We start from the raw sequence: 14,056 nt of genomic DNA on the forward strand, positions 1-14,056 counted from the left end.
GGATCGCGCGTGCTTGAGCGTCTTTCGTGGAAAAAAATTGTACTGGAATTACTGGTTTTCTGCCTGCCGGCACTCTTTTTGTCACTTTTTTTCGGCTATACCGGCTGGTTTCTTGCCGGTGCCCTGTTTGCCGCTGCTGTCTGGCACAGCTATAACTTACTGAAACTGTCTGACTGGCTGTGGCTGGACCGCAGTATGCTGCCGCCGCCGGGCCGCAGCAGCTGGGAGCCGATTTTTTACGGTATCTACCAGCTTCAGCAGCGTAACCGCAAGCGCCGCCGCGAACTCGCCACCCTGATCAAACGCTTTCGCAGCGGGGCAGAATCCCTGCCGGATGCGGTGGTGATGATGACAGAAGACGGCAATATTTTCTGGTGTAACAAACATGCCCAGCACCTTCTTGGTTTTCGCTGGCCGGATGATAACGGGCAGCATATCTTTAACCTTCTGCGTTACCCGGATTTCAGCCGTTATCTGACCGCAGGCGATTATACCCTGCCGCTGACGCTGGAACTGAATAACGGCAGCATGATGGAATTGCGCATCATGCCGTATTCAGAAGGGCAATTACTGATGGTTGCCCGCGATGTGACGGAAAAGCGCCGTCTTGAAAACTCGCGGCGTGATTTCTTTGCCAATGTCAGTCATGAACTGCGCACGCCGCTGACGGTTTTGCAGGGCTATCTGGAAATGCTCGCGGATCAGGATTTTGATAATCCGATGAATAAAAAAGCGATTCTGACCATGCAGGAGCAGACCCGCCGTATGGACGGCATGGTTAAACAGCTTTTGCAGCTCTCAAAAATTGAAGTGGCTGTTAAAAGCGGGCTGGATCAGGTCGTGGATGTGCCGGGGATGCTGATAATGCTTCAGCAGGAAGCCGTGACGCTCAGCCGGGGCAACCATGACATCCGCTTTGCGGTGGATGACAAACTGAAGATTTTCGGGGATGAGGAAGAACTGCGCAGCGCCATGTCGAACCTGGTGTATAACGCAGTGAATCACACGCCGGAAAACACCCTGATTGAGGTCAGCTGGGCGCTGCGTAACGGTAACGCGGTGTTCAGTGTGAAAGATAACGGTCCGGGCATTCCGGCGGAACATCTGTCCCGCCTGACGGAGCGTTTTTACCGTGTGGATAAATCCCGCTCGCGGCAGACCGGCGGCTCCGGTCTGGGGCTGGCGATAGTGAAACACGCTTTACAGCATCACCACACCCATCTGGATATTACCAGCAAACCCGGGCAGGGAACGGAGTTCAGTTTTACCATTCCTGCGCGGCTTATCGCTAAATCTTCTCATTAAAGCGGCTTTTGCCGCTTTCTTTATTTAATCGCTGCTAATTTCAGCAGATTTAAAATGCCTGATTAAAATATAAACAAATCATATAGTGTTTATTGAAGCTTACATAACAGCAATCGCTGCTTTGGAAATAGACTTCGGTATATAGTTCTGGTTTTTGCTTTGACTATTGCCTTTCTGCGCTATAAAAGTTTTACTTGTAGTGAGTTATTGGCAAATATCACTGTTTTTTAAATATAATCACTATAGTTATTAACTTAATATGAATAACGTAGTGCTAACAGATTGTTAAAACAGCAGGAGATAGCGTCGGTGACAGATCAGGGAGTTGGATTTTTATTTCCGATATTTTTATTGAATATTTCACATTAAATTAACAGTAACAGACAAAAATAATATGGCGCATCGTTTAACTTCACGAGATATTTTAGCCTTAGGTTTTATGACCTTCGCGCTGTTTGTCGGGGCGGGAAATATTATATTTCCCCCAATGGTCGGCCTTCAGGCCGGCGAAATGGTCTGGACGGCGGCAGCCGGGTTCCTGATCACCGGCGTTGGTTTACCGGTTCTGACCGTGATCGCACTGGCAAAAGTCGGCGGCGGTATTGAGGCACTCAGTACACCAGTCGGTAAATACGCCGGGCTGCTGCTGGCTGTTGTGGCCTATCTGTCCGTCGGGCCGCTGTTTGCCACGCCGCGTACAGCCACCGTTTCTTATAAAATCGGGATTGCGCCGCTGGTTGGCGGGGAATCTGATATTTCTCTGCTGATTTACAGCGTGATCTACTTTGCCTGTGTGATCGGTATTTCCCTGTATCCGGGGAAATTGCTGGACAGCGTCGGCCATGTGCTGGCACCGGTTAAAATGCTGGCTCTGGCTATCCTCGGGGTGGCTGCGGTAATGTGGCCGGCCGGTGATGCTATTATGGCAACGCCGGAGTATAAAGAAATGGCATTCTCCAACGGGTTTATTAATGGTTATCTGACCATGGATACCCTTGGTGCAATGGTCTTCGGGATTGTCATTGTTAATGCCGCCCGTTCGCGCGGAGTGGAAAACTCCTCACTGCTGACCCGCTATACCATGTGGGCCGGGCTGATTGCCGGTGTGCTGCTGACACTGGTTTATCTGGCACTGTTCAAATTAGGGGAAAACAGCGGGTCGATTATCCCGAACCCTGCTGATGGCGCGGAAATTCTGCATGAGTATGTCCAGTATACCTTCGGTAACTACGGCAGCTTCTTCCTGGCGGTACTGATTTTTGTTGCCTGTATGGTAACGGCGATCGGCCTGACCTGCGCCTGTGCGGAATTCTTCAGCCGTTATCTGCCGATTTCTTACCGTACTCTGGTGTGGATCCTCGGTGCGTTCTCCATGGTGATCTCCAACCTGGGGCTGAGCAAGCTGATTGCATTCTCCATTCCGGTGCTGGTATCCATTTATCCGCCGTGTATTGTGCTGATCCTGCTGAGTTTCACACTGCGTTTCTGGAAAAAACCGGGACGGGTGGTTGCGCCGGCAATGCTGGTCAGCCTGATCCTCGGGACGATGGGTGCTCTGAAAGCCACTAAAATGTTCGGCCCTTATATGCCGTCATGGATTGAGTCACTGCCGTTCTTCAAATATGACCTGGCATGGCTTGCGCCGTCGCTGGCTGTGCTGGTGGTTTCTATCGTGGTTGATCGCCTGATGGGCGCTGAGCCGGAAGTGAATCACAAACACGCCTGATAGTCCGGATTATAAAAATACCCTGTCATGTACAGGGTATTTTTTTGTCCGTGATTCAGGCACAAAAAAACCAGCCCGCAGGCTGGTTTTTGTATCTGTTAACTGCCGGAACTTACAGTTTGCCGGAGTTCTTTTTCAGGAAGTCAGCAACGCCTTTCGGAGATGCATTCATACCTTCCTGACCTTTTTCCCACTGTGCAGGGCATACATCGCCGTGCTCTTCGTGGAATTGCAGTGCGTCAACCATACGCAGCATTTCGTCTACGTTACGGCCCAGCGGCAGGTCGTTGACGACCTGATGACGAACAACACCGTTTTTGTCCACCAGGAAAGAACCGCGCAGAGCAACACCGGCTTCCGGAAATTCAACACCGTAAGCTCGCATGATGTCATGTTTGATATCCGCAATCATCGGATACTGAACCGGACCGATACCGCCATCGTCGATAGCAGTGTTACGCCATGCGTTATGAACAAACTCAGAGTCCATAGACACACCAATCACTTCCACACCGCGTTTTTTGAATTCTTCATAGCGGTGATCGAATGCGATCAGCTCAGAAGGGCAGACGAAAGTGAAGTCCATCGGCCAGAAGAAGATAACAGCCGGACGGCCGTTCAGGTGTTTTTTCAGATTGAAGTTATCAACAATTTCACCGTTACCCATAACGGCTGCAGCTGTAAAATCGGGGGCTTGACGGGTTACCAGAACCATAATTTACTCCTGTAAGATTATATAGAGTATGGCAATACACAACAGACAGAATAAAGAATCCGGGGATGGTATTAAAGATCATAATACCGATTAATATAATAGGTTTTACCTATCAATAGTTCATTATTCTATCTGCTACCCGAATAAGATAGAGTTATTTGAGTAAAGTTCAAGTGCTAATTGTGTGAATGAACGTAAAAACCGTTACTGACCTGTAAACGGCGTTGTCACGCTGTCCATCATCTGCGGATAGAAGCGGAAGAAGATATTTTCAAGAGACTGATAATTATAGGTAAAATCCTGATTTGTCTCTCTGAGTGCGGCAAGTTTCGGACGTCGTTTTGCCATTCCCGCCAGCACCTGTCCGATATAGGGGATCTCCTGATAACGGATTAACCAGCGCTGCGGCCACATAAATTCATTCAGTTCCTGAAATTTTACCGGTGTAAACGCCAGTTGTGGCTCAATCACTGTGCGGACGTGTTGTGTGAAATCGGTCAGCGACGTTTTCGGTTCAAACTGAGACCAGTGCAGGGAAAGAAAATGATCCCAGACCACATCCAGCGTGATCGGCGCGTAGCGGCGGTATTCCGGGCGGAACAGCTGACGGGCTTCCCGTACCAGCGGGTGTGAATCGGTCAGTGTATCAATACGCCGGTGCAGCCGGATCCCCGCCGCGACCGGTGCGCTGTACTGTTGTTCCGGAGCACCGCGGACAAAATCGGCCATCAGATTGCCGAGAAAACTGCTGTTTGCCAGTGAGGCAAGGTGGAGATGTGCGAGAAAATTCATAATACCGCAGCCTTTTATTCCGCCGTCGGCGGGTTATTTCTTGCGCCCTGCTTACCGGGGCACTAGACTATTGCGCCTGTTTTTCTTTTTGAGATGAAACCGAGAATCTCATGCGTGTTGCCGATTTTACTTTTGAACTGCCGGACGAACTGATTGCCCGCTACCCGCAGGCGGAGCGGAGCAAGTGTCGTCTGTTATCGCTTGATGGTATCAGTGGTGAACTGAACCACGGTATCTTCACCGATGTGCTGAATAAACTCAATCCCGGAGATTTGCTGGTATTTAATGATACCCGCGTGATCCCCGCCAGAATGTTCGGCCGCAAAGCCTCCGGCGGAAAGATTGAAGTGCTGGTGGAGCGGATGCTGGATGAGCACCGTGTACTGGCGCATGTCCGCGCATCGAAAGCACCGAAAGAGGGTGCGGAGCTGCTGCTGGGCGAAGATGAGAGCGTGAAAGCCACCATGGTGGCGCGTCACGATGCGCTGTTTGAAATCCGTTTTGATGATGAGCGCGATGTGCTGACCATTCTGAATCAGATTGGTCATATGCCGCTGCCGCCTTATATTGACCGCCCTGATGAAGAGTCAGATCGCGAGTTATACCAGACCGTGTATAATGACCGCCCCGGTGCGGTGGCCGCACCGACTGCCGGGCTGCACTTTGATGAGCCGCTGCTGGCGGCACTGCGCGAAAAGGGCGTGGAAATGGCCTTTGTCACCCTGCATGTCGGGGCGGGGACTTTCCAGCCGGTGCGCGTGGATAACATCGAAGATCACATCATGCACTCCGAATATGCGGAAGTGCCGCAGAATGTGGTTGATGCCGTGCTGGCGTGTAAAGCACGGGGTAATAAAGTGGTTGCGGTCGGCACAACATCCGTGCGCTCCCTGGAAAGTGCGGCGAAAGCGGCACAGGATGCACTGATAGCGCCATTTTTTGATGATACCCAAATCTTTATTTATCCGGGATATGAGTATCAGGTGGTGGATGCGCTGATCACCAATTTCCATCTGCCGGAATCCACGCTGATTATGCTGGTTTCCGCTTTTGCCGGTTATCAGCACACCATGCAGGCGTATGAAGCGGCGGTGCGTGAACGTTACCGTTTCTTCAGCTACGGGGATGCGATGTTTATTACCCGCAACCCGCAGGCGAAATTTGAAAAAGTTGGTCACGACGACTGATATACTACAGAATTATTGATCCGGCAGATTTCAGCGACTGCTGACTGACTGCCGCTAATTAAACATCATCAGACTGTTTTTCTGATGCCGGAGGTTTTGTGAAATATGAACTGCAGACGACAGACGGCCGTGCGCGCCGTGGTCGCTTAATTTTTGATCGTGGCGTTGTTGAAACCCCTGCATTTATGCCGGTGGGGACTTATGGCACAGTGAAAGGAATGACACCGGAAGAAGTGAAAGAGACCGGTGCGCAAATCTTATTAGGCAACACGTTCCATCTGTGGCTGCGTCCCGGTCAGGAAATTATGAAACTGCACGGCGATCTGCATGACTTTATGCAGTGGAAAGGCCCGATTCTGACTGACTCCGGCGGTTTCCAGGTGTTCAGCCTGGGCGCAATGCGCAAAATCAAAGAAGAAGGTGTCCATTTCCGTAACCCGATCAACGGTGAAAAAATCTTCTTAAGTCCTGAAAAATCGATGGAAATTCAGTACGATCTCGGGTCTGATATCGTGATGATTTTTGACGAGTGCACACCGTATCCGGCGGACTGGGACTACGCGAAGAAATCCATGGAAATGTCTCTGCGCTGGGCTAAACGCAGCCGTGACCGTTTCGATGAGCTGGGTAACCCGAATGCGCTGTTCGGTATCATCCAGGGCAGTGTTTACGAAGATTTACGCGATGTGTCTGTGAAAGGACTGGTGGAAATCGGATTTGATGGGTACGCTGTTGGCGGTCTGGCTGTCGGCGAGCCGAAAGAAGATATGCACCGGATTCTGGAGCATGTCTGTCCGCAGATCCCGGAAGATAAACCGCGCTATTTAATGGGCGTGGGTAAACCGGAAGATCTGGTGGAAGGTGTGCGCCGCGGTATTGATATGTTCGACTGCGTGATGCCGACCCGTAATGCCCGTAACGGTCATCTGTTTGTGACGGACGGCGTGGTAAAAATCCGTAATGCGAAGTATAAATCAGATACATCGCCGCTGGATGCGGAATGTGACTGCTATACCTGCCGCAATTATACGCGTGCGTATCTGCATCATTTGGATCGCTGTAATGAAATCCTTGGCGCGCGCTTAAATACCATTCATAATCTGCGCTACTATCAGCGTCTGATGGCGGGTATCCGGCAGGCAATTGAAGAAGGCCGTCTGGAAGCATTTGCCGCTGAATTTTATCAGCGGATCGGGAAACCCGTTCCGCCGTTAAGTGAGTGATTTCCCCGAAACGGGATCACCCGGTGGTGTATAACATAGGCGATACATCACCGGCAGGTTTATCTGCCTGATAATTATGTGAATAACAAGAGGATAGTTTGATGAGTTTTTTCATTTCTGACGCAGTAGCATCAACTGGTGCGGCCGCTTCTCAGGGCAGCCCGATGTCTCTGATTGTTATGCTGGTCGTTTTCGTGCTGATTTTCTACTTCATGATCCTGCGCCCGCAACAGAAACGTGCTAAATCACACAAGCAATTAATGGACTCCATCACCAAAGGTGATGAAGTGTTAACTACCGGTGGTCTGATCGGTCGTGTGGCTAAAGTGTCTGACACCGGCTACATCGTTCTGGAACTGAACGAAACAACTGAAGTAACCATCAAACGTGATTTCGTCGCAGCAGTTTTACCGAAAGGTACACTGAAGGCGCTGTAATCTTCCTGTAGTATGATTTTCCCGAAGGGACTGCCGTGTTAAACCGTTATCCTTTGTGGAAGTATCTGATGCTGATCGCTGCGATCCTCATCGGTTTGCTTTATGCGCTTCCAAACCTGTATGGAGAGGATCCGGCTGTTCAAATCACTGGCGCGCGGGGAACCGCCGCCAATGAACAGACCCTGGATCAGGTCCGGACCATTTTAGAAAAAGATCAGATCGCGAGTAAGTCGGTCGCACTGGAAAACGGTGTGATACTTGCCCGTTTCTCAAATCCTGATATCCAGTTACGTGCCCGTGAAGAGCTGGTGAAAGGCTTAGGTGAGCAATATGTTGTTGCCCTGAACCTTGCCCCGGCGACACCAAAATGGCTGACTGCCGTGGGTGGTGAGCCGATGAAACTGGGTCTCGACCTGCGTGGTGGTGTTCACTTCCTGATGGAAGTGGATATGGAAACCGCGCTGGGTAAACTGCAGGAGCAGAACCTCGACGGTATCCGCTCGCTGCTGCGTGAAAACAGCATTCCGTTTGCGTCTGTCCGCAAATCAGCGGATTACGGCGTGGAAGTCCGCTTCCGTGATGATGCATCACGTTCCGAAGCCAGCTCGCTGTTATCAAAACGCCTGCGCGATTTAGTCTTCAAAGACGGTTCAGATAATACTCTGACCGCTGTAATGAGCGACCAGCGCTTAAGTGAAGCGCGCAGCTATGCTGTCATGCAGAACATCACTATCCTGCGTAACCGTGTTAACCAGCTCGGTGTTGCCGAGCCGCTGGTGCAGCGCCAGGGTGCGGACCGCATCGTGGTGGAATTACCTGGTATTCAGGACACCGCACGGGCGAAAGAAATCCTCGGGGCAACCGCCACTCTGGAATTCCGCCTGGTCAACGGTGCTGTTGACCCTGCCGCTATCGAAGCAGGCCGTATCCCGGGTGACACCGAAGTGAAATACACCCGTGATGGACGCAAAGTCGCCCTGTACAAGCGTGTGATTCTGACCGGTGACCACATTACTGACTCCACTTCACAGAGTGATGAGTACGGTCAGCCGCAGGTCAGCATCTCGCTCGACAGCGCCGGTGGTAACACCATGTCCGATTTCACCAAGGATAACCTGTATAAGCCGATGGCGACCCTGTTTGTCGAATATAAAGACAGCGGGCGTAAAGATGCCGCAGGCCGCTCAATCCTTGAGAAAAACGAAGAAGTTATCAACATTGCCAATATCCAGTCCCGTTTAGGATCGAACTTCCGTATCACCGGGATTGATAATGCCAATGAAGCACGTCAGTTATCACTGCTGCTGCGTGCCGGTGCGCTGATTGCACCAATCCAGATTGTGGAAGAGCGGACCATCGGGCCGACTCTGGGTCTGCAGAATATCGAGCAGGGCCTGGAAGCGTGTCTGTGGGGGCTGATGGCCTCAATTCTGTTCATGGTGATCTACTACCGTAAATTCGGTCTGATCGCGAGCAGCGCGTTACTGGCGAACCTTATCCTGATTGTCGGGGTGATGTCGCTGTTACCGGGCGCTACGCTGACCATGCCGGGGATTGCGGGGATCGTGCTGACCCTTGCGGTTGCGGTTGATGCGAACGTTCTGATAAACGAACGTATCAAAGAGGAACTGCGCAACGGGCGTTCTGTCCAGCAGGCAATCCATGAAGGGTACAAAGGCGCCTTCTCAAGTATTATCGACGCAAACTTAACCACACTGATTACCGCTGTCATTCTTTACGCGGTCGGTACCGGTTCGATTAAAGGGTTTGCGATTACGACAGCCATTGGTGTGGCAACCTCCATGTTTACAGCGATTATCGGTACACGTGCCATCGTGAACCTGCTGTATGGCGGTAAACGTATTAATAAGCTGTCTATTTAAGGAGCACGTTGTGGCACAGGATTATACTGTTGAACAATTAAACCACGGCCGCAGAGTCTATGACTTTATGCGCTGGGACAACGTGGCATTTACCATCTCGGCACTGCTGCTGATTGCCTCTGTGGCAATCATCGGCGTGAAAGGGTTTAACTGGGGTCTGGACTTCACCGGCGGTACCGTCATTGAAGTTAACTTCAGTCAGCCGGCTGACCTGGATAAAATCCGTGATACCGTTTCGGATGCCGGGTTTAAAGATCCGCTGATCCAGAACTTCGGCAGCAGCCGTGACATCATGGTACGTCTGCCGCCGGCAGAAGGTACTGCGGGTCAGGAACTGGGTAAAACCGTTATCAATGTGATCAACAAAAACATTGATGAGAGTGCGGTGGTTAAGCGTATCGAGTTCGTCGGCCCGAGTGTGGGTGCGGAACTGGCTCAGACCGGCGCAATGGCGCTGATCGCGGCATTAATCTGTATCCTGATCTATGTGGCGATGCGTTTTGAATGGCGTCTGGCGTTAGGTGCGGTTATCGCGCTGGCGCACGACGTTATCATCACCCTCGGCGTACTGTCGCTGTTCCATATTGAGATTGACCTGACCATTGTGGCATCACTGATGTCGGTTATCGGTTACTCACTGAACGACAGTATCGTGGTATCTGACCGTATCCGTGAGAACTTCCGCAAAATCCGCCGTGGTACCTCGTATGAGATCATGAACGTTTCCCTGACTCAGACGTTAAGCCGTACCATTATGACATCGGCAACCACCCTGTTAGTGGTTCTGATGCTCTATATCTTCGGTGGTGCAATGCTGAAAGGCTTCTCGCTGGTCATGCTGATTGGTGTGTCTATCGGTACGATTTCCTCAATCTACGTGGCGTCCGCGCTGGCCCTGAAACTGGGTATGAAGCGTGAGCACCTGATTGTGCAGAAAGTGGAAAAAGAAGGCGCGGACCAGGAATCTATCCTGCCGTAATTTCTGCCGCGAAAAAACATAAAACACCCTGTATGTGCATGCATGCAGGGTGTTTTTTATGTATAAACAGGGTAAACTACCGCAACAGTTCATTGACCCGCAGGATAATTTATGCATTGCCCGTTTTGCTCCGCCGTTGATACCAAAGTCATCGACTCACGCCTGGTGGGTGATGGTTCTCAGGTCCGCCGCCGCCGCCAGTGCCTGGAATGCCACGAACGTTTTACCACGTTTGAGGTCGCCGAGCTGGTGATGCCGCGTGTGGTCAAAAGTGATGACAGCCGCGAACCGTTTGATGAAGAAAAACTGCGCCGCGGTATGCAGAAGGCGCTGGAAAAACGCCCCGTCAGCTCTGATGATATCGAAACCTCCCTCAGTCACATCAAATCGCAGTTACGGGCTACCGGCGAGCGGGAAGTCTCTGCTAAGTTTGTCGGCGAACTGGTGATGAGCGAGCTGAAAAAGCTGGATAAAGTCGCGTATATCCGCTTTGCCTCGGTTTACCGCAGTTTTGAGGATATCCGTGAATTCGGCGAGGAAATTGCCCGCCTGCAGGACTGAACATGATGCATTCTGATGAATTTTATATGGCCCGCGCCCTTGAACTGGCGGCGCTGGGTCGTTTTACTACCGCACCGAACCCGAATGTCGGCTGTGTGATTGTCCGTGACGGCGAAATCGTTGGTGAAGGTTACCATCAGCGTGCCGGTGAACCGCATGCGGAAGTGCATGCGCTGCGCATGGCCGGTGATAAAGCCCGTGGCGCCACCGCGTATGTCACACTGGAGCCGTGCAGTCACCACGGCCGTACACCGCCGTGTGCCGAAGCGCTGATAAATGCCGGCGTCAGCCGGGTGGTGGCCGCCATGCAGGATCCGAATCCGCAGGTGGCCGGACGCGGACTGTTTAAACTGCGCGAAGCCGGTATTGAGGTCAGCCACGGCGTACTGATGCAGGAAGCCGAAGCGCTGAATAAAGGCTTCTTTAAACGGATGCGCACCGGTTTCCCGTATATTCAGCTGAAAATGGCGGCCTCGATCGACGGAAAAACCGCATTAGCCAATGGTGAAAGTCAGTGGATCACCTCAAAAGCCGCGCGGCAGGATGTGCAGCAGTTCCGGGCACAGGCCGGGGCGATTTTATCCACCAGTGCCACGGTTCTGGCAGATGATCCGGGCCTGACTGTCCGCCATGCGGATTTCCCGGCATCGCTGCAGCAGAGCTACCCGGAGGCGGATATCCGTCAGCCGGTACGGATTATCACAGACAGCCGTCAGCGGGTGACCGCTCAGCACCGCGTCACACAATTGCCGGGCAGTTGCTGGCTGGCGCGGACCGCTTCTCAGCCGGATAACTGGCAGGGGGATGTTGAGGAAATGATCCTGCCGGAGAACGGCAGTGGTGTCGATTTGGTTCTGCTGATGATGCAGCTCGGCAAACGCAATATTAACCATATCTGGACAGAGTGCGGCTCACATATGGCGGGCGCACTGCTGAAAGCCGGACTGGCGGATGAAATCGTGCTTTATCTGGCACCGAAGATTCTGGGCAGTGATGCACAGGATCTCTTTACACTGCCGCCGCTTGCGCATCTGCGTGATGCGCCGCAGCTGCGGATCGACGACTGCACGATGGTCGGGCCGGATCTCCGCCTGCGGCTGATCCCGGTTTATTAACCTCTGAATTTACGCCGGAATTTAATTTTTATTCCGGAGTTTGAAAAACACAGGCGCGGTGACGGAAAGAATGTGATAAAATCCGCGCCCCGCAGTATGAAACTCGTAAGAAGGAAAGGCTATGAACGTCATTAAAGGTGTTGTCAGTGCGCCGGGTGCGCGTATCGCCATCGCAATTGCCCGCTTTAACAACTTCATCAACGACAGCCTGTTAGACGGTGCGGTTGATGCGCTTGAGCGTATTGGCCAGGTCTCCTCTGAGAACATTACAACGGTCTGGGTGCCGGGTGCTTATGAACTGCCGCTGGCAGTGAAAACGCTGGCCGATACCGGAAAATATGACGCTATTATCGCGCTGGGTACTGTTATCCGCGGCGGCACCGCACATTTTGAATATGTGTCCGGTGAATGCAGCTCCGGGTTATCTGCCGTTGCGATGAACAGCTCGATTCCGGTTACTTTCGGGGTACTGACCACCGAAAATATTGAACAGGCCATTGAACGTGCGGGAACCAAAGCCGGTAACAAAGGGGCGGAAGCCGCAATGACCGCGCTGGAAATGATTAATGTAATTAAAGCCATCAAAGGCTGAATCCGGATTTTAGTAAGGGGATATGTGTGAAACCTGCAGCTCGTCGTCGTGCTCGTGAATGTGCCGTTCAGGCGCTTTATTCGTGGCAGTTATCCGGCAATAATATTGCGGATGTTGAATCAGAATTTCTGTCAGAGCAGGATGTCAAAGACGTTGATGTCGCCTATTTTCGTGAGCTGTTCTTCGGTGCGGCAACGAATGCGGTGCGCCTTGATGCACTGATGGCTCCGTACCTCTCCCGCCAGCTGGAGGAGTTAGGTCAGGTGGAAAAAGCAGTTCTGCGTCTGGCGATGTATGAATTAAGCTACCGTGAGGATGTCCCTTACAAAGTGGTTATCAACGAAGCGATTGAACTGGCAAAAGTGTTCGGCGCGGAAGAGAGCCACAAATTTGTCAATGGCGTGCTTGATAAAGCCGCGCCGAATGCCCGCAGAAAGTAATCATCTGATACTTTTATGCACGGACATAAATGACATGATATAAAAGAGGCCGGTTTAACCGGCCTTTTGTCTTTATCTGATTGCGGAATTTCTGATTATGGCTTGTGGTGAATTTGATCTCATCCGGCGTTTTTTTGACCGGCAGCACTATTACCGCCGGGACGTTGAACTGGGTATCGGGGATGATTGCGCTCTGATGACCGTAGCGGAAAAACAGCAGGTTGCTGTCAGCACGGATACCCTGGTGTCCGGTATTCATTTTCTGCCTTCCGTTTCTGCCCGTGATCTGGCGTGGAAATCCCTTGCGGTAAATTTAAGTGATCTGGCTGCTATCGGCGCGGATCCGGCCTGGGTTTCCCTGGCGCTGACACTGCCGTCCATTGATGAAGCGTGGCTGGGCGAGTTCAGCGACAGCTTCTTTGAGCAACTGAATTATTACGGCATGCAGTTAATCGGCGGCGATACCACACGCGGCCCGATGAGCCTGACATTGACGGTTCATGGTCTGGTCCCGGCCGGGCGGGCGATGAAACGTGCTGGTGCCCGTAACGGCGACTGGATCTACGTCACCGGCACACTGGGTGACAGCGCCGCCGGACTGGCAATCTTGCTGGGTGAACTGCAGCCTGATGATCCTGCGCATAAAGAGTATCTGCTGAAACGCCATCTGCGGCCGCAACCGCGTATTTTGCAGGGACAGGCACTGCGCGATCTCGCATCCTCTGCAATAGATATCTCTGACGGTCTGATTTCCGATCTCGGCCATATCCTGAAAGCCAGCCGCTGCGGTGCCAGGATTGAGCTGGATAACTTACCGATGTCTGAGGCACTGAAAGCCTGTTCATCACCGGAGCAGGCGCTTGCCCGTGCACTGGCGGGCGGTGAGGATTACGAACTGTGCTTTACCGTTCCGGAAATCAACCGTGGCGCACTGGAAATGGCACTGGCACATACCGGCGCACCTTTCTGCTGTATCGGGCAGATGAAACCGGAGAGTGACGGTATCCGCTATTTCAGCAAAGGTGAGGAAGTAAAACCGGCCCTGAGCGGGTTTGATCACTTTGCGGTGAAAGCGGCGGCGGAGTAAGCGGCATTATTGAT

Annotated in this window: 14 protein-coding genes; 12 read left to right on the forward strand and 2 right to left on the reverse strand. The window is 52.1% G+C overall.

The features are described 5' to 3' along the window. Nucleotides 1-9 precede the first annotated feature (9 nt). Entirely contained in the window at nt 10-1,305 is a 1,296-nt protein-coding gene (gene phoR, locus ACSBQN_RS01235) for a phosphate regulon sensor histidine kinase PhoR (RefSeq protein ID WP_049240347.1), read from the forward strand. A gap of 394 nt (nt 1,306-1,699) precedes the next feature. After that, nucleotides 1,700-3,031, forward strand: coding sequence for a branched-chain amino acid transport system II carrier protein (gene brnQ / locus ACSBQN_RS01240; RefSeq protein ID WP_015422964.1), 1,332 nt, complete (start codon nt 1,700-1,702; stop codon nt 3,029-3,031). 112 nt (nt 3,032-3,143) lie between these two features. On the opposite strand, the gene ACSBQN_RS01245 is transcribed toward brnQ, so the two are convergent. Beyond that, complete coding sequence (locus ACSBQN_RS01245; RefSeq protein WP_004240420.1) at nt 3,144-3,746, reverse strand: peroxiredoxin C; 603 nt, start codon at nt 3,744-3,746, stop codon at nt 3,144-3,146. A gap of 204 nt (nt 3,747-3,950) precedes the next feature. Continuing rightward, the gene (locus ACSBQN_RS01250) at nt 3,951-4,538 is read right to left on the reverse strand and encodes an ACP phosphodiesterase (protein WP_024474573.1); all 588 of its coding nucleotides are present in this window, start codon (nt 4,536-4,538) and stop codon (nt 3,951-3,953) included. 110 nt (nt 4,539-4,648) lie between these two features. Between ACSBQN_RS01250 and queA the strand changes: the two genes are divergently transcribed. The 10 genes from queA to thiL all read left to right on the forward strand — a co-directional run bounded on the left by queA (nt 4,649) and on the right by thiL (nt 14,042). Continuing rightward, nucleotides 4,649-5,725, forward strand: coding sequence for a tRNA preQ1(34) S-adenosylmethionine ribosyltransferase-isomerase QueA (gene queA / locus ACSBQN_RS01255; protein ID WP_024474574.1), 1,077 nt, complete (start codon nt 4,649-4,651; stop codon nt 5,723-5,725). A gap of 98 nt (nt 5,726-5,823) precedes the next feature. After that, nucleotides 5,824-6,948 carry a tRNA guanosine(34) transglycosylase Tgt gene (gene tgt, locus ACSBQN_RS01260; protein ID WP_004240418.1) on the forward strand — a complete coding sequence of 375 codons (1,125 nt, stop codon included), beginning with the start codon at nt 5,824-5,826 and terminating at the stop codon, nt 6,946-6,948. A 101-nt stretch (nt 6,949-7,049) separates the two neighbouring features. After that, nucleotides 7,050-7,385 carry a preprotein translocase subunit YajC gene (gene yajC, locus ACSBQN_RS01265; RefSeq protein WP_004236424.1) on the forward strand — a complete coding sequence of 112 codons (336 nt, stop codon included), beginning with the start codon at nt 7,050-7,052 and terminating at the stop codon, nt 7,383-7,385. 35 nt (nt 7,386-7,420) lie between these two features. Then, nucleotides 7,421-9,268: a protein translocase subunit SecD gene (secD, locus tag ACSBQN_RS01270; protein WP_024474575.1), complete on the forward strand. Its 1,848-nt coding sequence runs from the start codon at nt 7,421-7,423 to the stop codon at nt 9,266-9,268. 10 nt (nt 9,269-9,278) lie between these two features. Further along, nucleotides 9,279-10,247, forward strand: a complete 969-nt coding sequence (secF, locus tag ACSBQN_RS01275; protein WP_024474576.1) for a protein translocase subunit SecF — start codon at nt 9,279-9,281, stop codon at nt 10,245-10,247. A 111-nt stretch (nt 10,248-10,358) separates the two neighbouring features. Then, entirely contained in the window at nt 10,359-10,808 is a 450-nt protein-coding gene (gene nrdR, locus ACSBQN_RS01280) for a transcriptional regulator NrdR (protein ID WP_004236428.1), read from the forward strand. 5 nt (nt 10,809-10,813) lie between these two features. Then, a complete protein-coding gene (ribD, locus tag ACSBQN_RS01285; RefSeq protein WP_036410018.1) occupies nt 10,814-11,923 on the forward strand; it encodes a bifunctional diaminohydroxyphosphoribosylaminopyrimidine deaminase/5-amino-6-(5-phosphoribosylamino)uracil reductase RibD in 1,110 nt (369 codons plus the stop codon). 121 nt (nt 11,924-12,044) lie between these two features. Next, the gene (gene ribH / locus ACSBQN_RS01290; RefSeq protein WP_004236430.1) at nt 12,045-12,515 is read left to right on the forward strand and encodes a 6,7-dimethyl-8-ribityllumazine synthase; all 471 of its coding nucleotides are present in this window, start codon (nt 12,045-12,047) and stop codon (nt 12,513-12,515) included. Nucleotides 12,516-12,541: 26 nt separating this feature from the next. Next, the gene (gene nusB / locus ACSBQN_RS01295) at nt 12,542-12,955 is read left to right on the forward strand and encodes a transcription antitermination factor NusB (protein WP_004240412.1); all 414 of its coding nucleotides are present in this window, start codon (nt 12,542-12,544) and stop codon (nt 12,953-12,955) included. A gap of 97 nt (nt 12,956-13,052) precedes the next feature. Next, nucleotides 13,053-14,042 (forward strand): thiamine-phosphate kinase, encoded by a 990-nt coding sequence (gene thiL / locus ACSBQN_RS01300; protein ID WP_024474578.1) that lies wholly within the window; start codon nt 13,053-13,055, stop codon nt 14,040-14,042. The last annotated feature ends 14 nt before the right edge of the window (nt 14,043-14,056 follow it).

The organism is Morganella sp. B601 (assembly GCF_051172335.1).
Classification (GTDB): Bacteria; Pseudomonadota; Gammaproteobacteria; order Enterobacterales; family Enterobacteriaceae; genus Morganella; species Morganella morganii.

Coding starts and splice junctions, on each gene's coding strand:
- brnQ (WP_015422964.1), top strand. CDS start 1,700: ATGGCGCATCGTTTAACTTCACGAGATATTTTAGCCTTAGGTTTTATG.
- ACSBQN_RS01245 (WP_004240420.1), bottom strand. CDS start 3,746: ATGGTTCTGGTAACCCGTCAAGCCCCCGATTTTACAGCTGCAGCCGTT.
- ACSBQN_RS01250 (WP_024474573.1), bottom strand. CDS start 4,538: ATGAATTTTCTCGCACATCTCCACCTTGCCTCACTGGCAAACAGCAGT.
- queA (WP_024474574.1), top strand. CDS start 4,649: ATGCGTGTTGCCGATTTTACTTTTGAACTGCCGGACGAACTGATTGCC.
- yajC (WP_004236424.1), top strand. CDS start 7,050: ATGAGTTTTTTCATTTCTGACGCAGTAGCATCAACTGGTGCGGCCGCT.
- nrdR (WP_004236428.1), top strand. CDS start 10,359: ATGCATTGCCCGTTTTGCTCCGCCGTTGATACCAAAGTCATCGACTCA.
- ribD (WP_036410018.1), top strand. CDS start 10,814: ATGCATTCTGATGAATTTTATATGGCCCGCGCCCTTGAACTGGCGGCG.
- ribH (WP_004236430.1), top strand. CDS start 12,045: ATGAACGTCATTAAAGGTGTTGTCAGTGCGCCGGGTGCGCGTATCGCC.
- thiL (WP_024474578.1), top strand. CDS start 13,053: ATGGCTTGTGGTGAATTTGATCTCATCCGGCGTTTTTTTGACCGGCAG.